Origin of the sequence: Bradyrhizobium sp. LB8.2, from assembly GCF_040548035.1 — a bacterium.
Lineage (GTDB): Bacteria > Pseudomonadota > Alphaproteobacteria > Rhizobiales > Xanthobacteraceae > Bradyrhizobium.
The window spans coordinates 41,961-63,982 of the sequence record NZ_JBEPQV010000025.1 but is presented as its reverse complement, the minus strand read 5'-3'; the positions used below and the strand labels follow the sequence as shown (position 1 = coordinate 63,982).

20 protein-coding genes and 1 pseudogene are annotated in these 22,022 nt (G+C 60.9%); 16 read left to right on the top strand and 5 right to left on the bottom strand.

Features of this window, described 5'->3' with window-relative positions:
• Window positions 1-224: 224 nt before the first annotated feature.
• The 6 genes from ABIB06_RS26690 (at window position 225) to ABIB06_RS26665 (ending at window position 7,377) form a co-directional block, all read left to right on the top strand.
• The gene (locus ABIB06_RS26690) at window positions 225-1,046 is read left to right on the top strand and encodes an ABC transporter ATP-binding protein (protein WP_354069372.1); all 822 of its coding nucleotides are present in this window, start codon (window positions 225-227) and stop codon (window positions 1,044-1,046) included.
• Window positions 1,043-2,974, top strand: coding sequence for a long-chain fatty acid--CoA ligase (locus ABIB06_RS26685; RefSeq protein WP_354049887.1), 1,932 nt, complete (start codon window positions 1,043-1,045; stop codon window positions 2,972-2,974). Before ABIB06_RS26690 ends, ABIB06_RS26685 begins: the two co-directional genes overlap by 4 nt.
• A gap of 79 nt (window positions 2,975-3,053) precedes the next feature.
• The gene (locus tag ABIB06_RS26680; RefSeq protein WP_354049885.1) at window positions 3,054-3,947 is read left to right on the top strand and encodes a branched-chain amino acid ABC transporter permease; all 894 of its coding nucleotides are present in this window, start codon (window positions 3,054-3,056) and stop codon (window positions 3,945-3,947) included.
• Window positions 3,948-3,950: 3 nt separating this feature from the next.
• Window positions 3,951-5,024 carry a branched-chain amino acid ABC transporter permease gene (locus tag ABIB06_RS26675; protein ID WP_354049884.1) on the top strand — a complete coding sequence of 358 codons (1,074 nt, stop codon included), beginning with the start codon at window positions 3,951-3,953 and terminating at the stop codon, window positions 5,022-5,024.
• Window positions 5,025-5,070: 46 nt separating this feature from the next.
• Window positions 5,071-6,354, top strand: a complete 1,284-nt coding sequence (locus tag ABIB06_RS26670; RefSeq protein WP_354049882.1) for an ABC transporter substrate-binding protein — start codon at window positions 5,071-5,073, stop codon at window positions 6,352-6,354.
• A gap of 183 nt (window positions 6,355-6,537) precedes the next feature.
• Complete coding sequence (locus ABIB06_RS26665; protein ID WP_354049880.1) at window positions 6,538-7,377, top strand: ABC transporter ATP-binding protein; 840 nt, start codon at window positions 6,538-6,540, stop codon at window positions 7,375-7,377.
• Here ABIB06_RS26665 and ABIB06_RS26660 read toward each other — a convergent pair.
• Window positions 7,374-8,516 carry an AGE family epimerase/isomerase gene (locus ABIB06_RS26660; RefSeq protein WP_354049878.1) on the bottom strand — a complete coding sequence of 381 codons (1,143 nt, stop codon included), beginning with the start codon at window positions 8,514-8,516 and terminating at the stop codon, window positions 7,374-7,376. The genes ABIB06_RS26665 and ABIB06_RS26660 overlap by 4 nt on opposite strands.
• 86 nt (window positions 8,517-8,602) lie before the next feature.
• On the opposite strand from ABIB06_RS26660, the gene ABIB06_RS26655 reads away from it, so the two are divergent.
• Window positions 8,603-9,826, top strand: a complete 1,224-nt coding sequence (locus ABIB06_RS26655) for a phenylacetate--CoA ligase family protein (protein WP_354069374.1) — start codon at window positions 8,603-8,605, stop codon at window positions 9,824-9,826.
• Window positions 9,827-9,961: 135 nt separating this feature from the next.
• Here the strand turns inward: ABIB06_RS26655 and ABIB06_RS26650 are convergent, their stop codons facing one another.
• Window positions 9,962-10,810 carry a hypothetical protein gene (locus ABIB06_RS26650; RefSeq protein WP_354069376.1) on the bottom strand — a complete coding sequence of 283 codons (849 nt, stop codon included), beginning with the start codon at window positions 10,808-10,810 and terminating at the stop codon, window positions 9,962-9,964.
• 201 nt (window positions 10,811-11,011) lie between these two features.
• Here ABIB06_RS26650 and ABIB06_RS26645 point away from each other — a divergent pair, with 201 nt between their 5' ends.
• Complete coding sequence (locus ABIB06_RS26645; protein WP_354069378.1) at window positions 11,012-11,368, top strand: hypothetical protein; 357 nt, start codon at window positions 11,012-11,014, stop codon at window positions 11,366-11,368.
• A 47-nt stretch (window positions 11,369-11,415) separates the two neighbouring features.
• Here the strand turns inward: ABIB06_RS26645 and ABIB06_RS26640 are convergent.
• Window positions 11,416-11,778, bottom strand: a pseudogene (locus ABIB06_RS26640) (methyl-accepting chemotaxis protein); the annotation flags it as partial.
• A gap of 639 nt (window positions 11,779-12,417) precedes the next feature.
• Here ABIB06_RS26640 and ABIB06_RS26635 point away from each other — a divergent pair.
• Window positions 12,418-12,639 carry a hypothetical protein gene (locus tag ABIB06_RS26635; protein ID WP_354069380.1) on the top strand — a complete coding sequence of 74 codons (222 nt, stop codon included), beginning with the start codon at window positions 12,418-12,420 and terminating at the stop codon, window positions 12,637-12,639.
• A gap of 37 nt (window positions 12,640-12,676) precedes the next feature.
• Window positions 12,677-14,233 carry a recombinase family protein gene (locus tag ABIB06_RS26630; RefSeq protein ID WP_354069382.1) on the top strand — a complete coding sequence of 519 codons (1,557 nt, stop codon included), beginning with the start codon at window positions 12,677-12,679 and terminating at the stop codon, window positions 14,231-14,233.
• Window positions 14,234-14,342: 109 nt separating this feature from the next.
• Here the strand turns inward: ABIB06_RS26630 and ABIB06_RS26625 are convergent, their stop codons facing one another.
• Together ABIB06_RS26625 and ABIB06_RS26620 are read right to left on the bottom strand one after the other, a co-directional pair.
• Window positions 14,343-14,849: a D-glycero-alpha-D-manno-heptose-1,7-bisphosphate 7-phosphatase gene (locus ABIB06_RS26625; protein ID WP_354069384.1), complete on the bottom strand. Its 507-nt coding sequence runs from the start codon at window positions 14,847-14,849 to the stop codon at window positions 14,343-14,345.
• A gap of 64 nt (window positions 14,850-14,913) precedes the next feature.
• Window positions 14,914-15,138, bottom strand: a complete 225-nt coding sequence (locus tag ABIB06_RS26620; protein WP_306664666.1) for a helix-turn-helix domain-containing protein — start codon at window positions 15,136-15,138, stop codon at window positions 14,914-14,916.
• Between the two features lie 106 nt (window positions 15,139-15,244).
• Between ABIB06_RS26620 and ABIB06_RS26615 the strand changes: the two genes are divergently transcribed.
• The 6 genes from ABIB06_RS26615 (at window position 15,245) to ABIB06_RS26590 (ending at window position 21,722) form a co-directional block, all read left to right on the top strand.
• A complete protein-coding gene (locus ABIB06_RS26615) occupies window positions 15,245-16,069 on the top strand; it encodes a YqaJ viral recombinase family protein (protein WP_354069386.1) in 825 nt (274 codons plus the stop codon).
• Window positions 16,053-17,231 carry an ERF family protein gene (locus ABIB06_RS26610; protein ID WP_354069388.1) on the top strand — a complete coding sequence of 393 codons (1,179 nt, stop codon included), beginning with the start codon at window positions 16,053-16,055 and terminating at the stop codon, window positions 17,229-17,231. The genes ABIB06_RS26615 and ABIB06_RS26610 overlap by 17 nt, the downstream gene beginning before the upstream one ends.
• A 649-nt stretch (window positions 17,232-17,880) precedes the next feature.
• Entirely contained in the window at window positions 17,881-18,966 is a 1,086-nt protein-coding gene (gene gmd / locus ABIB06_RS26605; RefSeq protein WP_354069390.1) for a GDP-mannose 4,6-dehydratase, read from the top strand.
• Window positions 18,947-19,915 (top strand): GDP-L-fucose synthase, encoded by a 969-nt coding sequence (gene fcl / locus ABIB06_RS26600; protein WP_354069392.1) that lies wholly within the window; start codon window positions 18,947-18,949, stop codon window positions 19,913-19,915. Before gmd ends, fcl begins: the two co-directional genes overlap by 20 nt.
• Window positions 19,916-19,930: 15 nt before the next feature.
• Window positions 19,931-21,139 (top strand): glycosyltransferase family 4 protein, encoded by a 1,209-nt coding sequence (locus ABIB06_RS26595; RefSeq protein ID WP_354069394.1) that lies wholly within the window; start codon window positions 19,931-19,933, stop codon window positions 21,137-21,139.
• Window positions 21,140-21,311: 172 nt separating this feature from the next.
• Window positions 21,312-21,722 carry a hypothetical protein gene (locus tag ABIB06_RS26590; protein WP_354069396.1) on the top strand — a complete coding sequence of 137 codons (411 nt, stop codon included), beginning with the start codon at window positions 21,312-21,314 and terminating at the stop codon, window positions 21,720-21,722.
• Window positions 21,723-22,022 lie beyond the last annotated feature (300 nt).

The window sequence follows — 22,022 nt, the reverse complement described above, 5'->3', positions numbered from 1 at the left end:
TTGTCGCAGAATTGTCAGGCGGGAGACATTTCAAAATAGCGCTTTCCCCTATTGAGGACCACCTCGGGCGATGCGGCTTTTGATCCCAAACGGGAACGAGAGCGGCACGGCTCCGGTCGAGACCATCTGCTGCATGGCCTCACCGGCACGGCCGTACTAGGATCGCCCGATAGAACGGACGAAGAGCGCCACTGAAAGCGCCATCACCGGGAGGGATCTGTTTGGTGGCTACCAGTCTTGAAGTGCGCGGCGTGTCCTTGCGATTCGGCGGCGTTCGTGCGCTGACCGATGTCGGCTTCGCCATCAGGGAAGGCGAGCTGTTCTCGATCATCGGCCCCAACGGCGCCGGCAAGACCTCGATCGTGAACTGCATTTCCGGCCGCTACAAGCCGACCGAAGGCCAGCTGTTCTACCAGGGCCGCGACATCACCGGCCTGACGCCCAACGCGCGCGCGTCGCTCGGCATCGGCCGCACCTTCCAGAACCTGGCGCTGTTCCACCACATGAGCGTGCTCGACAATATCATGGTCGGCCGCCATCACCTCCTGAAGAACAATTTTCTCACGGGCTCGCTGTACTGGCTCATCGGCGCGCGCAAGGAAGAGCTCGAGCACCGCCGCAAGGTGGAAGAAATCATCGATTTCCTCGATCTCCAGTCGGTGCGAAAGGCGCCGGCCGGCACTCTCTCCTACGGCTTGCGCAAGCGCGTCGAGCTCGCCCGCGCCATGGCGCTGGAGCCGCGCCTCATTCTCCTCGACGAGCCGATGGCCGGCATGAACTTCGAGGAGAAGGAGGATATGGCCCGCTATATCGTCGATCTCAACGAAGAGTTCGGCATGACCGTGGTGATGATCGAGCACGACATGGGCGTGGTGATGGACATCTCCCACCGCGTCATGGTGCTGGATTTCGGCCGCAAGATCGCCGAGGGCGATCCGGCCGCCGTGCTCGCTGATCCCCACGTCAGGCGCGCCTATCTCGGCGAAGAGGACGAGGTGCTGGTCGATCCTGATGATGCGCCGCCGGCGCAGGAGAGCGCGGCATGATGGATTACGCAGGCCGCGTTGCGCAGGCCGACACCTATCCGAAGATGCTCCGGCTCAATGCGAAGGAGTACGGCAACGAAATTGCGCTGCGCGAGAAGGATCTTGGGCTGTGGCGCCCGTTCACCTGGAACGACTACCAGACGCGGGTGCGCGACTTCGCGCTCGGCCTCGTCGAACTGGGCCTTGGACGCCAGGATGTCATCGGCATCATCGGCGACAACCGGCCGGACTGGGTCGCGGCGGAAATCGCCACTCATGCGGTTGGAGGCTTGAGCCTCGGGCTCTACCGCGACGTGCTCGACGAAGAAGCTTCGTATCTCCTCAATTATGGCGAGGCGCAGCTTGTTTTCGCCGAGGACGAGGAGCAGGTCGACAAGCTGCTCACCCTGGCAGACCGCGTCCCAAAGCTGAAGCACATCATCTATTCCGATCCGCGCGGCATGCGGAAATACGACGATCCGCGTTTGATATCGGCGGAGACGTTTGCCGAACTCGGCCGGGCGCGGGCTACGCGCGAACCGGAACTTTACGACCGGCTGGTGGACGCGACCAACGGCGAGGACGTCGCGATCCTCTGCACGACATCGGGCACCACCTCGCATCCAAAGCTTGCGATGCTTGCCGCCGGCCGCGTGCTCGGCCATTGCGCGACCTATCTCGCTTTCGACCCGAAAGGACCGGACGACGAATACGTGTCGGTGCTGCCGCTGCCCTGGATCATGGAACAGGTCTATGTACTCGGCAAAGGCCTCTTGTGCCGGATGAAAATCAACTTCGTCGAAGAGCCCGAGACCATGATGAACGATCTGCGCGAGATCGCACCGACGTTTGTCCTGTTTGCGCCGCGCGTTTGGGAATCGATCGCCGCCGACGTCCGCGCCAGGGTGATGGACGCAACGCCGTTCAAGCAGCGCCTGTTCGACATCGGCATGAAGAGCGGGCTTGCCGCGCTCGAACAGGGCGAGCGTTCCGGCTTTGCCGACGCGATCCTGTTCCGTGCATTGCGCGACCGCCTCGGCTTTACCCGCCTGCGTTCAGCCGCAACCGGCGGCGCGGCACTCGGGCCCGAGACCTTCAAGTTCTTCCAGGCCATGGGCGTGCCGCTGCGCACGCTCTACGGCCAGACCGAGCTGCTGGGGGCCTACACGCTGCATCCCGAGGGCAAGGTCGACCCCGACACGACGGGCGTGCCGATGGCCGACAGCGTCGAGATCCGCATCGACAATGCCGACGTCCACGGCGTCGGCGAGATCGTGGTGCGGCATCCCAACATGTTCCTCGGCTACTACAAGAACCCGGAGGCGAGCGTCGCCGACATCAAGGACGGCTGGATGCTGTCGGGCGACGCCGGCTATTTCAACGCGAATCGCCAGCTCGTGGTCATCGACCGCATCAAGGATCTCGCCGAGACCTCGCGCGGCGAGCGCTTCTCGCCGCAATTCATCGAGAACAAGTTGAAGTTCTCGCCCTATATCGCGGAAGCCGTGGTGCTGGGCTCGGGGCGCGACGCGCTCGCCGCAATGATCTGCATCCGCTACTCCATCATCTCGAAATGGGCGGAGAAGAACCGGCTCTCGTTTACGACCTACAGCGACCTGGCCTCGCGGCCCGAGGTTTATGCGCTGCTCAAGAAGGAAGTCGAGACCGTCAACGCGACTCTGCCGCCGGCACAGCGCATCTCCCGTTTCCTGCTGCTCTACAAGGAGCTCGACGCCGACGACGGCGAGCTCACCCGCACGCGGAAAGTGCGCCGCAGCGTCATCAACGAAAAATACGAAGGCATCATCGACGCGATCTACCGCGGCCAGGCCGACATCCCCGTGGACACCGTGATCCGCTTCCAGGACGGCACCACGCAGCGCGTACGTACAACGCTGAGGGTTGTGGACCTGGGCGGGCACCGGCACATGGCGGAGGCCGCGGAGTGAGCACGCTTCCGACACAGCGCGCGTTGCCAATCGATGAACTCTCTTCCCGCAAGCGGGGAGAGGCGAAGGATAGCATAACATGAACACCGCCTTCCTCATCCAGCTCCTGGTCAACGGCCTCGTGGTCGGCACGCTCTATGGCGTGGTCGCGATGTCCTTTGTGCTGATCTACAAGGCTAGCCAGGTCGTCAATTTCGCGCAGGGCGAGCTCTTGCTTGTCGGCGCCTGGGTGTGCTGGACCTTGCTCGCGAAATACCAGGTGCCGTTCTGGATCGGCATGCCGATGACGCTGGTGTTCATGTTCGTGTTCGGCATCGCGGTGCAGGTCCTGATCCTACGACCGATGATCGGCGAACCCATCATCTCGGTCATCATGGTGACGATCGGCCTGTCCACCGTGCTGCAGGCGACGCTGAAATGGATGTTCGGCGTCAATCCGCAGCCGTTCCCGCGCGTGTTCGAGAGCCAGTCCGTCAGCCTGCTCGGGCTCCAGATCCAGACCGTCTATGTCATGAGCCTTGTCGTCTCGGTCGCGATGATGATCGGCATGGCCTGGTTCTTCCGCGCCTCAAAGTACGGCCTTGCAATGCGCGCCACCGCGTTCAACCAACAGGTCGCGCAATCGCTCGGTATTTCCGTGAAGAGCGTATTCGCGATGGCCTGGGCGATCTCCGCAACGGTGTCGGCCGTTGCGGGCGTCGTAGTTGCCGTTGTGAACGGCGTATCCTCGGGCCTTGCCGCTTACGGCATAAAGGTGTTTCCGGCTGCGATCCTCGGTGGGCTCGATTCTGTCGGCGGCGCCGTGCTGGGCGGCATCATCATCGGATTACTCGAGAACATCGCGCAATATGTGGACAGCGAATATCTTCACTGGGGCAATCTCTACGAGATCGCGCCGTTCTACGTCCTCATCATCGTGCTGATGATCAAGCCCTACGGCCTGTTCGGCACCCACGACATCGAACGGATCTGATCCATGGCCGGCCCCGCCCTCATCCCTGCTGGTGATTTCCGCACCTCTTACGCGGCCGACACCACGATCTTCCCGACCACGACCAGCCGCAACTTTGCGATCGCCGGCGTGCTGCTGCTCTGCCTCGTGCCGCAAATTCTCGGCGGCTATTGGCTCAGCATCCTGATCCAGATCGGCATTTTCTCGATCGCGGCGCTCGGGTTGAACATCCTGGTCGGTTTCACCGGCCAGATTTCTATCGGGCACGCCGCCTTCTTCCTGCTCGGCGCCTTCACCTCGGCCTATATCTCCAACGAAGCACATGTTCCGGTGTTCTTCGCGATTCCGCTCGCGGGCGTCGTCACGGCGCTAGTTGGGCTGATCTTCGGCATCCCGGCGGCGCGGTTGAAGGGCCTCTACCTCGTGATCGCCACGCTCGCGGCACAATACATCCTGCTCGACTTCTTCTCCCGCGCGGAGTGGTTCACCGGCGGCTCGGTGCCGGCCAGCGCCAATCCGTTCTCGATCTTTGGCTACACGCTGCGCGGCGACAGGCAATATTTCTATGTCGTGCTCGCCTATGTGATCGCGAGCTACGTCCTCGTCACCAATCTGATGCGCACCCGCGACGGCCGCGCGCTGGTGGCGATCCGCGACCATTATCTCTCCGCGGAGATCATGGGCATCAATCTCACAAAGTATCGCACGCTGTCGTTCGGCCTCGCCGCGTTCTTCGCCGGCATCGCCGGCGCGCTCTATGCGCACTACCAGCTCGTGGTGTCGCAAGAGGGTTTCGGCATCGAACGCTCGATCCTGTTCCTCGCCATGATCATCATCGGCGGCACCGGTTCGATCATGGGGACGCTGATGGGCACCGCGTTCGTGGTGCTGCTGCCCGAGACGATGGAGTTCCTCAGCGTTGCGCTGAAGGGCAGCGCAATCGACAAGGCGCTGTCGCTCAACAACAACATTACTTTCCTGCGCGAGATCGCGATCGGGGTGATCATCATCGCGTTCCTGATGTTCGAGCCCGACGGGCTCGCCCACCGCTGGCGGCAGATCAAGGCGTACTGGAAACTCTACCCGTTCTCACATTGAGCGCGGGCAACTCTCTAACCAACAAATAAGCAGGAGGAGGCAACCAATGAAGACAAAATCCCTTTTGAGCACCGCGTCACTTGCGCTGGCGATCGCCGCATTCGCGTCAGGGGCGCAGGCGCAGATCGCGATCGGGCACCTCGCAGACTATTCCGGCGGCACGTCCGACGTCGGCACGCCCTACGGCCAGGCCGTCGCCGACACCTTCGCCTGGGTCAACAAGAACGGCGGCGTCGGCGGCAAGCAGCTCAACGTCGACACCAACGATTATGGCTACCAGGTGCCGCGCGCCATCGCGCTCTACAAGAAATGGTCGGCGCCTGACAGCAAGGTCGCCGCGATCATGGGCTGGGGCACCGCGGACACCGAGGCGCTGACCGGCTTCCTCGCCCAGGACAAGATCCCCGACATGTCCGGCTCCTATGCCGCCGCGCTCACCGACCCCCAAGGTATCAGCGGCAAGGCCAAGCCCGCGCCGTACAATTTCTTCTACGGCCCGAGCTATTCGGACTCGCTCCGCGCCATGCTGATGTGGGCGGCCGAGGACTGGAAGGCCAAGGGCAAACCCGGCAAGCCGAAATTCGTCCACATGGGCGCCAACCACCCCTATCCGAACGCACCCAAGGCCGCCGGCGAAGCCATGGCGCAGGAGCTCGGTTTCGAGGTGCTGCCGCCGCTGGTGTTCGCGCTCGCGCCGGGTGACTACAGCGCGCAGTGCCTGAGCCTGAAATCCTCGGGCGCCAACTACGCCTATCTCGGCAACACCGCCGCGTCCAACATCTCGGTGATGAAGGCCTGCAAGACCGCCGGAGTCGACATCCAGTTCATGGGCAATGTCTGGGGCATGGACGAGAACGCCGCCAAGACCGCCGGCGATGCCGCCGACGGCGTGATCTTCCCGCTGCGCACCGCGGTGAGCTGGGGCGGCGATGCGCCCGGCATGAAGACGGTGATGGAGATCTCGAAGATGTCCGACCCGAAGGGCAAGGTCTATCGGCCCGTGCACTACATCGCGGCGGTGTGCTCGGCGCTCTACATGAAGGAGGCGATCGATTGGGCCGCCAAGAACGGCGGCGCCACCGGCGAGAACGTCGCCAAGGGCTTCTACCAGAAGAAGGACTGGGTGCCGGCCGGTATGGAAGGCGTCTGCAATCCCTCGAGCTGGACCGACAAGGACCACCGCGGCACGCTGAAGGTCGATCTCTACCGCACCAAGATTGCGGGCGCGACCGACGGCGACCTCAACGACCTCATGGCCAAGGGCGCGATCAAACTCGAGAAGGTCAAGACGGTCGAGCTGCCGCGCAAGCCGGAATTGCTGGGCTGGTGAACCTAGCTTTCGCCGTACGCACAACGGTTATCCCCCGCCTTGTGCGCAGCGCGCACTGGAGCGGGGGATCTAGTACGCCGCGACTTCCCGGTGAATCTCCGGCGTCTCTGGAATACTGAGTCACCCCGCCCCAGTGCGCAATTGCGCACAAGGCAGATGACGACATCGAGAGAGTACCTGATCATGAGTGAAGCGGCTCACATCGAGCGCCCCTCCCCGACCGTCGTATCCGCGCCGCCTCTCCTCGCCGTGCGCAACATCGAGGTCGTCTATGACGATGTCATCCTGGTGCTGCGCGGTCTCAGCCTCGACGTGCCCAAGGGCGCGATCGTGGCGCTGCTCGGCGCCAACGGCGCTGGCAAGTCGACGACGCTGAAGGCGATCTCCGGGCTGCTCAAGACCGAGGACGGCGAAGTCACGCGCGGCGAGATCCTGTTCGAGCGCGAACGCATCAACGGCATCGATCCCGACAAGATCGTCCGCCGCGGCATCTTCCAGGTGATGGAAGGCCGGCGCATCGTCGCCGACATGACCTCGCTGGAAAACCTCAAGCTCGGCGCCTTCACCCGCAGGGACCGCGAGGTCGGCGCCGATCTCGACATGGTCTTCAACTATTTCCCGCGCCTGAAGGAGCGCACCGGACTGGCTGGTTATCTTTCCGGCGGCGAGCAGCAGATGCTCGCGATCGGCCGCGCGCTGATGGCGCGCCCGAAGATGATCCTGATGGACGAGCCCTCGATGGGTCTGTCGCCGCTGCTGGTGAAAGAGGTGTTCTCGATCATCCACAAGATCAATCGTGACCTCGGCGTCACCATTCTCCTGGTCGAGCAGAACGCCCGCGCTGCGCTGTCGGTGGCAAGCCACGGCTACATCATGGAGCAGGGCAAGGTCGTGCTCGACGGCACCGCGGACGAATTACGCGACAACGAGGACGTCAAGGAATTCTATCTCGGCGGCGCCGGCGACCAGCGCAAGAGCTTCAAGAACCTCAAGAGCTTCAAGCGGCGCAAGCGCTGGCTCTAACTTTCCAATACCTGTTCCGCTTCCGTGACTGCGCAGAGAACATGATAGAACGACGACGCAGGAATGGTGTCGATCAGCGATTTGCCGTCGCGCTCGAACTGGTCGTACCAGCCGCCCCGCACCGGATGGCTGAGATAATGGCGTTCGAGCCGCGCCAGCGCCATGCGCGCCTCGTCCGCCGCGCCCGCCTCGCCGGATTCGGCCTGCGCGATCCACGCCTTCGCAATCTCGGTCTGCGGCCACAGCCGGCGCGTAGTGCGGCGAATGTTGCCGGCGTCGTCACCCTCGTCGATCAGGCAGCCGGTGGCCTCGTCGCGATAGCGCAGCGCGGTTTCCAGCAGCTCGGCGCGCCGCTGTCCGGTCGGACAGCCCGTGATGCGTTCGAACCCCTTCAGCAACCAGACCCATTCCGCCTGGTGGCCGGGCTCGACGCTGACCGGCGCGATCCTCGACCAGTCCTCTTCGAAGTATTCGCCGAGCGCGCGCGTTCGCTTGTCGTAGAGATTGGCGAGGAACAGCGCGAAGAACTCGCCGGCACGGTTCTGGAACGACAAATCGTGAGTTGCGTCGAAGCACGCGATCATCGCCTCGAACAGATGCATGTGCGGGTTCTGCCGGCGCGGCAGCGAAACCGGAAGGCCTTCGTGGACGCCGCCGTGCGGCGAGCGCAGATGGCCGTCGAGGAAGGCGAGCAGCGCGTCGATCTCGGCGCGAACCTGTGCATCCTGGTCGAGCGCATAGACGGTCGCGAGCGCAAACAGGATGAAGGCGTGGTCGTAGGCATCGCGCCGACCGTCCAGCACCGCACCCTCCGGCGTCAGCCGGTGCACGTAGCCGGGCCGGCCGTCGGGCGCCTTTGCTTTGGCAAGCAGATGCTCGAGCCCCTTCAGTGCGACGGCGCGCCCCTCAGGGTACCAGCCCATCTGCGCAGCCTTGGCGTAGCACCAGATCTGGCGGGCCTGCACGAACACCCGGCGCGGCCCGGTCACGTCCGCGGTGCCGTCGCGGTGCAGCCGATCGATGAAACCGCCCGCGCCATGGTCCCAGCCGACCGTCGACCACAGCGGCAGCGCCTCGTCGATCATGCGGCGCTTCAGGCGCACGACGACGTCCGCCGCACTGATTCCCTCGTCCGCCATCACGTCCTCTTCAAACCTCGCCAATGGCCGTCTGATACCCATGCCGGCGGCGGCGCGCAACGGATGCCAACCCGGAAAGATCAGCCATGACCGCCCATTACGACGCCCTCGAGACGCGCGAACAAGCCGCGCGCGAGGCCGATCTGTTCTCCCGCCTGCCAGGCGTGCTGCGCAGCGCGATGACCGCGCCCGCCTATGCCGATCGGCTGAAAGGCGTCGATCCGGCCGCCGTGACCTCGAGGACGGCCCTGGCAGGCCTGCCGGTGCTGCGCAAGTCGGAACTGCCGGCCCTGCACAAGGCCTCCACGCCCTTCGGCGGCTTCGTCGCGGCTGCGCCCGGATCGTTCGCGCGTCTCTTTACCTCTCCAGGGCCGATTTTCGAGCCGGAGGGACGACAGGCCGACCCCTGGCGCGGCGCACGGGCGCTGTTCGCGGCCGGGTTCCGGCCCGATGACATCGTGCTCAACACCTTCAGCTACCATCTCACCCCCGGCGGCTTCATCTTCGATGCGTCGGCGCGCGCGCTCGGCTGCGCCGTGATCCCCGCAGGTCCCGGGAATACCGAGCAGCAATTCGAGCTGATCGAGGCCTACCGCCCTGTCGGCTACAGCGGCACGCCCGACTTCCTGAAGATATTGCTCGATGCCGCTGCCAGTTCGGGCCGCGATGTCTCCTCGATCAAACGCGCGCTGGTCTCGGGCGCGGCGTTTCCGCCCTCGCTCCAGGCGGAGATGAAGGCGCGCGGCATCGACGCCTATCAAGCCTTCGGCACCGCCGATCTCGGCCTCATCGCCTTCGAGACCGGGGCGCGCGATGGCATGGTCGTGAACGAGGATCTAATCATGGAGATCGTCAAGCCAGGCACCGGCGATCCCGTGGCGCCGGACGACGTCGGTGAGATCGTCGTGACCTCGCTCGACCCGCACCATCCCTGGGTCCGGCTCGCGCTCGGCGACCTCACCGCGGCGTTGCCGGGGACCAGCCCCTGCGGGCGCACCAACATGCGCATCAAGGGCTGGATGGGCCGCGCCGACCAGACCACCAAGGTCAAGGGCATGTTCGTCCGACCCGAGCAGGTCGCCGAGATCGGCAAGCGCCATTCCGCGCTCGGAAGACTACGCCTCGTCGTCGCGCGCCAGGGCGAGACCGACGCGATGACGCTGAAAGTGGAAACGGCGGCCGCGAGCGACGCGTTGCGCGACGAGATTGCAGGCAGCTTGCGCGCAGTGACGAAACTCGGAGGCGACGTTGAACTGGTGAGGCCCGGCGCGCTGCCGAACGACGGCAAGGTGATCGCGGACGAGCGGTAGAGGACGGGTGTTTCTGCGTGTAACCACCTGTCTATATTCGATTTCCCAAAACCGGCTGGAGGTCTTGTCCTGCGAGTTTTGCAACCTTGTCGGGCAGCGCCAACAATTTCAATTCCGTTGCAATGCCTCACTTCTTCACAGTTTCCTTGCCATCGTAAAGATGGCACCCGAGGTTTCCTTATCTTCCAGATGGTTCAGAATGTCCTTGTTTCCCGTCCGGAAATCGATCGGCCCAGGCACCCACCATTTCTCCTTGGAAGTACTCTCCGAATTGATGGCTCCGTTGCTGCCCGGTTCGTGATCGATCGTGACGCTCGAGTTCGTTGCGCCGGGTGCCTGTACGGCCAGCATTTTCGGCGCAATTTTATGTGTGCCGAGCAACTCTTTTGATGCTTTGACCTGCACAAGCCGCTTAGTGACCGTCAAGATTCGCTCGTCCAGTCGTCCCATTCGGTCTTCCAGCAGCTCAATTTTGGTCGGGTTCACGAAGGTGGTGACTTCGGAGGGACCTTCCACCACCTGACCGACTTCCAGCTTTTTCAAGCGTTCGGAGATAGCAGTGCCCCAAGACGCCTCTGTCTCAGCGTCAGCTGGGCGCGGGACCCAATGGACAACGAGGTCGGCATAGACCTTGTACTTCTTAAGGAGCTTTTCGACCTTCTCAACTGTGTCGGCTAGCGCGAACTCTGGCGCCATGGCTTGCAGCGACGCCCGAAGCGGCAGGCTCCGGTTATATGTCTGAACGCTATCGATATGTGCCTGCAACAGCTGGTCGTCGTGGCGTTTTACTCGTTTTTGACGCCACATGAGATCGATCAAGCGATCGACCAACATCTGCTCGGTCGGCCCGTTGGGGCACCATTCCGCGACGACCTCCGCGACAAACCGCTTGTACTCGCGGCGACTTTCGTGCGGAAGCAACACGGCGTGTGAATAGGCGCCGTGTTTCAGGGCGTTAGTTGAACGCGTTTTCTTGGGCGACACGATGTATCCTCTCAACAGATCATCATTTCGTCCCACATCAATTTCGCCGAGGCGCGTGTCGGATGCAAGTGGATGTTGATGCGAGCAACATAGAAGTTGGGGATGATATTTGTTTGGGCCCAATTCGCCTTGTTAAGGACCCGCGCCAGATAGAAACTGATTCGCTTGTTGAGCTGGCAATGCACAGTCTAGGCGCCTGTGATGCTCCACATCAACAAGATCTCAAAATCTCTCGACGAGAGACGCACTCTGCTGGCCGCATCACGCCGGGAGTTGGAAGCGCTACTTGAAAATCTTGACGCAGGCGCGACGCTACCAGTCGCAGTTAGGCTCTCCGCGGTTATCCTTGACCGGCGGTGTAGCGCCTCCATCATGGAGAGTCTCGAACTGTACGAAATGCTGGTGATCGATCCATATATTTTGGGCGCGCAAATAAGGGCTGTATCAAACCTTATCCGAGCCCAGACGCGACTTGCAGCGGAACATCAAGGCATTAGCGCGATGGTCGAGCAACTGTTGAAATCAGGCCGGGAGCCGGCTTGCACGGGAGCTGACTGACGGCGGGCGCGCGGTCCGATAGGTTGACCACAAGAAATCTCCTACTTAGCGATGCCTTGCTCCTCGACTGCTGCGGCAATAGTCGATGTCACCTTGGACAATTGCTCGATCGTGTCCGAGATTTCTTTGATGGCTTGCACCGGTCACCGACTGGATGCTGCAGATCTGCTGGCCGATGTCGCCGGTCGCCCTTGGCCGTCTGCTCGGCGATCGCCTTGACCTTGGAAGTGACGGCGGCGAAAGCACGGCCTGCCTTCCCGGCACGCGCGTCCTCAATGCTCGCGTTGAACCAACAGGTTCGTCTGCCCGGTGATGGGATTGATCAGCTCGACTAGTTCTCCGATCTTGGCGGCGGCCTTCGGAAGCTCGCTGACCTTCGCTTGTGGTGCTGGCCTGGCAACACCGGCCGCGGCATGGTCGTCGTTCATCAGGAACTCGACGTCCATCTGCTCCAGGCAATCCACCACACGAGGGCCGACAAGTCCCGCCTCATTTGCGATCGCTCATCAGTTTGAAGAAGGTCCGCCGTTGGCGACGCGCCGGCAAGCTTTAGCACCTTAACATTCCGGAGCGACCGATGGACGTGTGTTCCGGCGGGCTATCTGACAATTGCTTGTGTCAGCTTGGACGCTGCCCGGCAAAGAAGCCGCTCAGCGCTTTGGAGGCAAGGGCTTATTTGGCCTGCGATCCGCGCTGACCAGGCGACCCACCGCCGGAATACCTCGGACGCGGTCGAACGCAAATCCTCCGCCGAAGACCAAGCAAATCCCGGAGCTGTTTACCCGCTTTTTTCGGCGCCAACCTCTGAGTCCTTTCGCGGAGGTCTTGGAGGGCCCACCGCGGCGATGAACCCAAACCACTACTGTTACCGCGCCAGATCATGCTTAGGGCTTCTGACGGCCGCTTAGATGTTCACTCCCATAGTGAAGGCCAGTTTGCGGACTTTCGGAACTTACCGTCATTTTCGATTTGCCGAAATACCGCTTGCGCCGTCGGGCAAAACAGGAGTTTATAGGGTGCTGGTCCTGCGAAATTGAAGGAGCAGCCGGATGGCAGAGGAAGTCCAAGCGTCTAACGAGCTGTCGAAGATCGCCCGACTCAATGGCGAATTCAGTCGAAACTACGGCATTCTCCTCGGCGCATTTCTGTATCTGAGATCGATCAGCGCAGCGCGGGGGCGATCCTGGCTTTGGGCCGGCTTGGCATCGGTCATCTGCTCAGTTGTGCTGAACTGGGTCGGCAAGCATATCTCTTCGTGGTCTGGTTGGTGATACGACCGGCTCGCAATCGACGTGGCGGAGGCAAAGCATGGCCAACGCACTGATCGTTCGGCCTCGAGCTGATGTTTTGTCGCCGACCAGAACCGGGCGTGCGGCCCAGTATGTGCGCATGTCAACGGACCATCAGCGATACTCGACCCAAAACCAGGCGGCGGCCATCGCCGTCTATGCCGCGCAGCACGATCTGATTCTTGTTCGCACCTACGCGGACGAGGGTCGGAGCGGTCTTCGCATCCAATGCCGCGAAGGTTTGGTCGAGCTGATTGACGACGTCCGCAACGGCCGGGCGGACTTTGATCACATCCTGGTTTACGACGTCAGTCGCTGGGGAAGATTCCAGGACGTCGATGAGAGCGCGTATTACGAGTTCACCTGCCGCCAGGCTGGGGTCAAGGTCTGCTACTGCGCCGAAGAATTCGACAACGATGGCAGTGTGATCGCAGGCATTGTGAAAAATCTCAAGCGAGTGATGGCGGCCGAGTATTCAAGAGAACTTTCGGTCAAGGTTCACGCCGGCGCCTGCCGCGTGGCGAGCCTTGGCTTCAAGCAGGGCGGCGCCATCAGTTACGGCCTCAAGCGCGAACTGGTTGATGAAAACCGCTGCTCTAGAGGCATCATTCTGGGCAGCGGACAGCGCAAACATTTGCAGACCGACCGAGTCCTCGTCCAGCCTGGACCGCTGCACGAGCAGCAAATCGTCGCACAAATTTTTTGGGAGTATGTTGTCCGACGACGGTCGCAAGCGTCGATCGTACGCTTGCTCAACAAAGAACAAGTTTCCAATCACCGTGGCACACGGTGGTCCGAAGGGATGATCCGCAACATACTGAGCAACGAAGCCTACATCGGCAACAGCGTCTATAACCGCAAGTCGTTCCGGCTCAAGCAGGTGATGAAAAAGAACCCACCCGAATTATGGGTCAGAGCGACTGGTCTCTATGAGCCGATCGTTGACAGAAGCATTTTTCTCAAGGCTCAAGAGCTTCTGAAAGAGCAGTATGTCAGGCTTTCGGATGAGCAGTTGTTGAAAAAGCTGCGCGAGGCGCTCGCAGCAAATGGGAAGTTGAGCGTCTCGATAATGGCGGCGACGAACGGCATGCCGAGCCCGCCTCTTTATGCATACCGTTTCGGCAGCCTGCGGGAAGCCTTCCGCCGGGTCGGCTATGTGAACTCTGATCGCGATTTTGATTACCTTGACGCGCGCCGACAATCTGATGCTGAACTGCTGCAACAGGCATCGAAGCTTGCCATGCGCATTCGAGCACTTGGCGCTGCGGCCGCCTTCGACGAGGACACCAAAGTGATGACTATTGACAGCAGGCTCGCCATTTCTCTTCGAATGGCTCGCTGCTACATCGCGCCACGACACGCGCCCGCCTCGCTGGTACATCGGCGGATTATCGAACCCGCCGAGCTCATTTTGGCGCTGAGGCTGGATCCAGCAACAAACAGACAGGTGACGGACTATTTCCTCTTGCCGCTGAGTGAAAAGGCCAAGGAGCGAATTAATCTCACAGCGACGCCTCGCTCCCGATTTGCGGCTTACCGTTGCCCACAATCGAGGACGTCATGCGAGCAATCATGACTAAAGTGGCGGCTCTCTCCACGTAAGGGCTGTACGAGGCAACTGCACGACCTACGTCAGAACATGTTCGGCGCGTCTGGTGATTGGACGTCTCTCCTGATTGGCTTGTTTATCTGGCGGGTAAATGGCTACGGACGAACTGCTGAAGATTCCCGCCCCCGAAAAGGTAGCCGCGTATTCCCGCTCCGGTTGCCGCTTCGATGTCAGTGAGCTTATCGCCTATGAGAAAGCTCCGAGCAGAATCAACGGGGAAGCGATTCATGATCTTCGTGATCATGCCAGGCTTAGGCTTTCGGCAGGTGCACGAAGTGCGGTAAAGCTCAACGCTTGCCTCAGGATGATGTGGACAATACTCGAACGCATCTATGTGAGCGCCCATTTTAGCCAGCTCCTTAGACATCCAGGTATGAAGAGCTCTGATATCGGCTTCCTTGTACAATCCCCTAGCAACTCCTGACTGGTTCGTGACGACGAAAGCAAAATATCCGGCGTCGTTGACCGACTTCACAGCTTCGCGCGCACCTGCCGTCCACTTGAAGTTCGCTTGATCGTACAAATAGCCCGTGTCCTTATTTAGGACGCCATCACGGTCAAAGAATACGGCAGGTCTATTCACTTAACAGATATCTCGGAGTGGACCAGGCAAGGCTCGGAGCAAGCATGCCTTTCCGTTCGCGGCACTATCGTACTGGCTTCCGGAGGCGGACGCCCGGGCCACCTCCATTTTCTTCAATGAACTCGACACCGGCTGCTTCGAAGGCGAAGCGCACTACTTGCAATGTCGAACGCCGAGGCTCGTGAACCCCCGCTTCAAGCTGGCGAATTGTTACGATCCCAACTTTTGAGCGGTCTGCCAACTGCTGCTGGCTCCAGTCCAAGAGGCCGCGGGCTGCTCGACATTGCATCGGAGAAATCATCTCAAACTCCTTTTAGTCTAATATGTCGAAAAAGGATTGATTTGTCTAAAATGTACATTATAATCACTTCTGTCGATTTTCGATGGAGAGATTCATGATCAACGCAGCTCAGCTTCGGAATGCAAGAAGAGATTTCATTGGGGGGTCCGACGCCCGGATCATTATGGGAGAGGACCAAGACAAGCTCATTCGGCTCTGGCGTGAGAAACGAGGTGAGGTCGAGGCTGTGGATTTGAGTGGTGAGCTGATCGTTCAACTTGGGACTATCACAGAGGACCTCAACCGGACCTGGTATGAGCGAAGCAGCGGCAACCGCGTTGAAGACGTTCAAAGAAGGGCCCGGCACCCGGTCCACAAATGGATGGGAGCAACACTGGACGGGCGTGTGAAGGAGACCGGGGCGGTATTCGAAGCCAAGTTCATGCTGCCTTGGAATTTTTCAGAGGAAGCGGCAGCGGACAAGCACATGGCTCAACTGCAGCACAACATGTGGGTCGTGTCGGCACGTTCCGCGGTGCTTTCCATTATCACGGGCGGTGGAAAGTGGGTTGAAATCACGGTACATGCGGACCCTCTTTACCAGCACCTTCTTTTGACGGCCGAAAAGCAGTTTTGGCGCTGCGTGCAAAGCGGCGATGCACCGGCACTGTTCGGAATTGAAACGCCGCGTCCTCGGCTCGAGGCCATCAAGATCGTCGATATGGCAACATCCAACTCCTGGGCTGGACTTGCCGCGACTTACCTCCGCACCCGATATGCTCACGATGACCATGAGCTCGCTAAAGCCGAATTGAAGAAGCTGGTTCCGGAGGATGCGAAGGAAGCCACCGGACACGGTATCAAGGCCAAGCGTTCCAAATCTGGCGCGATCAGCTTCGAGGCTCTGCGGGTGGAGGTCGCTCGTGCATCAGTCCAGTGAGCGCATAGGCGCCCTCGCTGCAGCCTTGGCGAAGGCCCAGGCTGCGCTGACCAACCCCGAAAAAACCCTGACGGCGGTCATCCGGTCGCCGTTCCCACGGGAGGACGATAGGACTTTTCGTTACGCTTCCTTGGCTTCCGGCTTAGACATCGTCCGCAAGACACTGAGCCAGCAGGAGATCGCAACGATCCAGACTACGCGTATCGAGCAGATCTCAGGTCAGATACACCTCACGACGCTGCTGGCCCATGCCTCCGGAGAATGGATTTCCTCTGACCTGCCGGTCTGCGCCGCAAAGGATGTCGAGGCCCCCCACCGCATGGGCGCGTCCTTGACCTATGCCCGCCGCTACGCCCTGTTCGCTCTTGTCGGCATTGCCGGTGAGGACGATCTGGATGCCCCGGACGCCATCGCCGGACCTCCCGCTGCCGCCGCGCCGCAAGTGGCTCCCGGCCCCAAGGGGAAGCCGGCGAAGGCGGTGTTGAACCGACCGGCGGTCCTGGAGCTTCAGCAATCCGCTGACCTACGAAAGCGGCTGTTAGCCCAGCTGGCGACCTTAAGGGATGGCGACGACCTCCTGGCTTGGGCCAAAGCGAGCCTTCCACTGAAGAACACGCTGCTGCAGGCCGACGCCCGGGCCCTGGAGGCGGCCTATCAGATGAGGCTCGAGGAAATGGCTCGGCCTGAGACGGAAAACGACATGCCTCGATCTGGGCCTGGGAGCAGCCCAGGAGAGGGACCGGTGCAAGGGCCTTCCCGAGACCAAGCCGTTATCGCAGGCCCAGACACCGATGAGCCGGCGGATCAGAGCGAGGGGGGCCTCGCCTTCCCCAAGGAGCCTCCGCGCAAGCGAAGCAAGGCCCACCTTGCGTTTGTCCGCGCACAGCCTTGCCTAGTCTGCAAGCAGGCTCCGTCCGACGCCCACCACCTCAAGTTCACCCAGCCGCGAACGCTCGGCCGCAAGGTCAGCGACGAATTCACCGTTCCGTTATGCCGCTCTCACCACCACGCTCTCCATCGGCATGGGAACGAAAAGGCGTGGTGGGTGGATATGCAGATATTGCCCTTGCCTGTTGCCAGCGAGTTATGGACGGCGAGTCCTATTCATGACCCCGCCAAGCCGAACACCCCCATCATGATGGTCCATCGCAGATCGGGGTAGAGGCTACACGTCTATAAACGGCTGCTTCAGTCAACAGCATCCCCTGTAATTGCAGGCCGTGTCCCCTGGTACCCCTGGGGACACATTCACCATGGCAATGAGCAAGACGGCCCATACCACAGAACTATTTAGCTCGCGGATAGTCCGCATCCAAACAACGATACTGCTGACGCCCCCTTTTTTGGATTCTCCTGTTCTCCGGATCAGCGCCGCTAATCTCGGATACCTCAAACAGCCGGTCTGGGTTGCGGCAGCGGCCTTTTCAACATCGGTCGATGCAACTTGCGCCCGTTCTGAGCAAACTCTTGTCATTGCGCTCTCTCACTCCAACCTCCCCTCGAAGGTTAGAAAATCCTCGATTCGACCGACGTCTATAAGAACTAGGCGGACGTCGAGCAATCCACTTTGCCTCGGCGAATTAACATTGGAACCGGCGAAAGCTGTCTGGTAGTTCCTCAACCACAGCTTTGAGGTTTGGCACTAAGCTTGAAAATACCGAGGTTTGACAGCCCACAAGTGGAGACGCGTCACTATGATACTTGAATTTTGGGGCATTTTGCCAACCGCACTGCATTACGAAACAAGACATCGCTAGAGAACTGCGATACTCAACAAATCGTCGCTAGCAAACTCGGTTGCCTGGAACAGTATGAACTCTCAAGTATCCAAACAGCGGATCGCTCTCATCACCGGCGTGACCGGACAGGACGGCGCCTACCTTGCCGAGTACCTGCTGTCGCTCGGCTATGTCGTGCACGGCATCAAGCGGCGCTCGTCCTCGTTCAACACCGCGCGGGTCGACCATCTCTACCAAGACCCCCATGTCGGCAATGTGCCGTTCCAAATGCACTACGGCGACATGACGGACTCGACCAATCTGATCCGCCTGGTGCAGCAGATCCGGCCGACCGAGATCTACAATCTCGCCGCCCAGAGCCACGTCGCCGTGAGCTTTGAGAGCCCGGAATACACCGCCAATGCCGATGGCATCGGCGTCCTGCGCCTGCTGGAAGCGATCCGCATCCTCGGCATGGAGAAGGAGACGCGGTTCTACCAGGCCTCGACCTCAGAGCTCTATGGCCTCGTCCAGGAGATCCCGCAGAAGGAGACCACGCCGTTCTATCCGCGCTCGCCTTACGGCGTGGCAAAGCTCTACGGCTACTGGATCACGGTGAACTACCGCGAAGCCTATGGCATGTTCGCGAGCAACGGCATCCTGTTCAACCACGAGAGCCCGATCCGCGGCGAGACCTTCGTCACCCGGAAGATCACGCGCGCTGTCGCCCGTATCGAGGTCGGGCTGGAGGAGACGGTCTACCTAGGCAATCTCGAAGCCAAGCGCGACTGGGGCCACGCGCGCGACTACGTCGAGGGCATGCACAAGATTCTGCAAGCCGACAGGCCTGACGATTTCGTGCTCGCCACGGGCGAGATGCACTCGGTGCGAGAGATGGTCGAACTCTCGTTCGCGCAAGTCGGCCGCCGCATCAAATGGCGCGGCGAGGGCGTCGACGAGACCGGCGTCGACACCAAGACCGGCAAGACGGTCGTGAAGATCGATCCCACCTATTTCCGCCCTACCGAGGTCGATCTTCTCGTCGGCGACGCCAGCAAGGCGCGCGAGGTGCTCGGCTGGACGCCGAAGCGGAGCTTTGCAGAGCTCGTCGCGGAGATGATGGCGAGCGATCTGGCGGTAGCAAAACGGGACGCGACGAGTGGCAAACGCTCCGTTTGAGCTGACAGGCAAGAGTGTCTACGTCGCCGGCCATCGCGGCATGGTCGGCAGCGCGCTTGTGCGCCGGCTGGCGGGGGAGGACGTCAAGCTAGTCACCGTGGACCGGCGCGACGTTGATCTGTGCAACCAGGCCGCCGTGTTCGACTGGTTCGCGAAGACGCGGCCGCAGGTGATCTTCCTCGCCGCGGCAAAGGTCGGCGGCATCGCCGCCAACAACACGCTCCGGGCAGAATTCATCTACGACAACATCGCGATCGCGGCTAACGTGATCCAGGCCGCGCATCAAAACGGCGCCGAGAAGCTGATGTTTCTGGGCTCGTCCTGCATCTATCCGAAAATGGCGCCGCAGCCATTGCGGGAAGATTCCGTCCTGACGGGCCCGCTTGAGCCGACCAACGAGCCCTATGCGATCGCCAAGATCGCCGGGATCAAGATGGCCGAGGCCTATCGCAGCCAGTACGGACGCGACTTCATCAGCGTGATGCCGACCAATCTCTATGGGCCCGGCGACAATTATCATCCCGAAATGAGCCATGTGGTCGCGGCCCTGATCCGCCGTTTCCACGAGGCCAAGGTGTCGGGCGCGAAGAGTGTCATTGTGTGGGGCACCGGCACGCCGCGGCGCGAGTTCCTTTATGTCGACGACATGGCGGATGCCTGCGTGCACCTGATGAAGACCTATTCGGGCAACAAATTGATCAACATTGGCACTGGCGAGGACATTACCATTGCCGAGTTCGCCCGCTTGGTCGCGGAAATCGTCGGTTATCGCGGCGAGATCAGTTTCGACACCTCGCGGCCCGACGGGACGCCGCGCAAGCTGCTCGATGTCGGCAGCCTCGACAAGCTCGGCTGGCGCGCGACGACGCCGCTCGAGGATGGCTTAAAGCGCGCGTACGAGGCGTATCAGACGGAAAGCCACCCAAACGGCCACCAGCCAAACGCCTGAGGATCACGTTTGCAAATGGCCATTTCCGCAAAACTGATCATCGCGGCCCAGTTCTATCCGCCCGACACGACCACGACGGCAATCTATGTCGGCAGGATCGCGGAGTGCCTCGCAAGGGATCGGCAGGTCGTTGTGATCTCGGCGACACCAGGCTCGCGCGCGACCGGCCAAATCGGCAAGCCCGAGGTCGTCGAAATAAAAAGCTGGAATCCTCGCAAGTCGGCGATCGTTCAGCGCGCTGCAGCGATCTGCCTGCTCGCGGCCCAGATGTTCTTCTCGGTCCTGCGGCGGGCAAGGTCGGGCGACATCGTGTTTTGCGTCACGACGCCGTTCACTCTGCCCTACAGTGTGCTCGTCGCCGGAAAACTGCGCGGAGCAAAGGCCACGCTTTTAGTATACGATCTCTATCCGGAAGCCCTCCAGGCAGCCGGCATGGTCCGCTCGACCTCGCTAGCGGCTCGCCTCATTCGCTTTGCCAACACGCTGTTGTTCCGACGCCTTGATGCGATCGTTGTGATCGGGCGCGACGTGCCGCCGCTGATCAAAAAATATCGCGGTGTTACCCCAGAGCAGCTTCGCTACATTCCGAACTGGGCACTGACGTCGATTGGCTATCGAACGATCGATCCGGCCAGCCGCTTTCGTGCTGCGGATTCGTCTAAATTCATCGTCGGTCTGTCCGGCAATCTCGGCTTCACACACGATCCCGTCAGTGTGTTTGAAGCGGCCCGCCTGTTGCGACACCGGACGGACATTCATTTCATCCTGTCCGGATGGGGCGTGGGCTGGGCCACGCTCAATGATCTCTACGGCAAGGACCGACTCGAGAATGTCACGATCCTGAAACCTGTTCCCGAAGACGAACTCGTGGAGTTTTTGTCGGCCGCAGATCTCTGGATTATTCCTTATCGCCGCAATGTCACCGGTGTCTCGATCCCCAGCCGTCTTTATAATATCCTGGCGATCGGGCGGCCTGTCGTGATCACCTCGGAAGCCAGTTCCGAAGGCGCGCTGGTAATTGGAGAAGCAGAAATCGGATGGGTCGTTCCTCCCGAAGCTCCAGCCGAGCTCGCGCGCGCCATTCGCGAGGCGGCCGGCGATCGTCAGGCCACGAAGGACAAGGGCGTTCGTGCGATCGATATCGCAGAGAAATATCGCGAAGACATCGCCCTTGCTCGCTATCGCGAGGCCATGAACGAAGTCGATCAGGCTGCGCGCCGTTGAGCAATCTCCGCTCTGAATATTTGATGGTTGAAGACTGACCATTCGGAGGTCGGCCGCTCGTCTGAGAACGCTTCAGACCTTAGAGAAAATAGACAGCAACGACCAGACGGTATAGTTGTTCACAACTTGGCGCAGTCTTAGCAGAGTCGCAATCGGAATGAGACCTATCATAATGGCGTTCGCAGCTATCGCGGCGTACCTTCCAATCGCATGGTGCCTTGACGCAACGTACAGGCCATCGCTCGATGCCGACGTGCTGCACAGACCTTTCATCAAGATCGGTGGCAACGCTTATGTGACTTACCACAAGATTGCGGGAGCAAAAGGAGACGTCCCGAGCGACCTAAGCCGTGCCACGCTCGCGTTGACAGAGAATGGTACGGCGCTCGGACCGGCGCACATCCCGGAGGCCGAGGTCTCTGCATTGGGCGGCGGCCGCTATATTTTCCTTCAGACAGGTCAGGACCCGCCCGTCCTCGTATTCTCAGCCTCCGACAACTCCGACCCCAACACGAATGGACGCGTCTATCTGGCGACAGATCCAGGCGCGCGTGACCCTTACGAAGCGCAACGCCGGCGCTAACCGTCAACGTACCGGTCGCATGCTACCAACCCTCCCCTCAATTCTCATCCCGCTGGCGCCGCGCTTCCATGCGAGGCGCCGGCCATGGAAAAAGTGTTCTACTGAGGAGTCGCCGCCCCGACGAGGTTTCGTCCGCCCGATTACCTGCGACGGCATTATTTTTGAGTGATGGCATCGTACCATCATTGTAAAGCTCAAACCGGTGACGTTGCCCGTTGACGCCGAACTATTGAGAATGACTTGCGTAGCCGGACCGTCCGACTAGAATACCAACACCAGCGTTGTTGGCGGCGTCCCGCC

What these genes read in the sequence shown, in the direction of transcription:
- ABIB06_RS26630 (WP_354069382.1), top strand. Translation starts at nt 12,677, where the DNA reads ATGGCCAACGCACTGATCGTTCGGCCTCGAGCTGATGTTTTGTCGCCG.
- ABIB06_RS26680 (WP_354049885.1), top strand. Translation starts at nt 3,054, where the DNA reads ATGAACACCGCCTTCCTCATCCAGCTCCTGGTCAACGGCCTCGTGGTC.
- ABIB06_RS26685 (WP_354049887.1), top strand. Translation starts at nt 1,043, where the DNA reads ATGATGGATTACGCAGGCCGCGTTGCGCAGGCCGACACCTATCCGAAG.
- ABIB06_RS26595 (WP_354069394.1), top strand. Translation starts at nt 19,931, where the DNA reads ATGGCCATTTCCGCAAAACTGATCATCGCGGCCCAGTTCTATCCGCCC.
- ABIB06_RS26660 (WP_354049878.1), bottom strand. Translation starts at nt 8,516, where the DNA reads ATGGCGGACGAGGGAATCAGTGCGGCGGACGTCGTCGTGCGCCTGAAG.
- ABIB06_RS26615 (WP_354069386.1), top strand. Translation starts at nt 15,245, where the DNA reads ATGATCAACGCAGCTCAGCTTCGGAATGCAAGAAGAGATTTCATTGGG.
- ABIB06_RS26665 (WP_354049880.1), top strand. Translation starts at nt 6,538, where the DNA reads ATGAGTGAAGCGGCTCACATCGAGCGCCCCTCCCCGACCGTCGTATCC.
- ABIB06_RS26655 (WP_354069374.1), top strand. Translation starts at nt 8,603, where the DNA reads ATGACCGCCCATTACGACGCCCTCGAGACGCGCGAACAAGCCGCGCGC.
- ABIB06_RS26590 (WP_354069396.1), top strand. Translation starts at nt 21,312, where the DNA reads ATGGCGTTCGCAGCTATCGCGGCGTACCTTCCAATCGCATGGTGCCTT.
- ABIB06_RS26670 (WP_354049882.1), top strand. Translation starts at nt 5,071, where the DNA reads ATGAAGACAAAATCCCTTTTGAGCACCGCGTCACTTGCGCTGGCGATC.
- ABIB06_RS26620 (WP_306664666.1), bottom strand. Translation starts at nt 15,138, where the DNA reads ATGCAATGTCGAGCAGCCCGCGGCCTCTTGGACTGGAGCCAGCAGCAG.
- gmd (WP_354069390.1), top strand. Translation starts at nt 17,881, where the DNA reads ATGAACTCTCAAGTATCCAAACAGCGGATCGCTCTCATCACCGGCGTG.
- ABIB06_RS26645 (WP_354069378.1), top strand. Translation starts at nt 11,012, where the DNA reads ATGCTCCACATCAACAAGATCTCAAAATCTCTCGACGAGAGACGCACT.
- ABIB06_RS26675 (WP_354049884.1), top strand. Translation starts at nt 3,951, where the DNA reads ATGGCCGGCCCCGCCCTCATCCCTGCTGGTGATTTCCGCACCTCTTAC.
- ABIB06_RS26635 (WP_354069380.1), top strand. Translation starts at nt 12,418, where the DNA reads ATGGCAGAGGAAGTCCAAGCGTCTAACGAGCTGTCGAAGATCGCCCGA.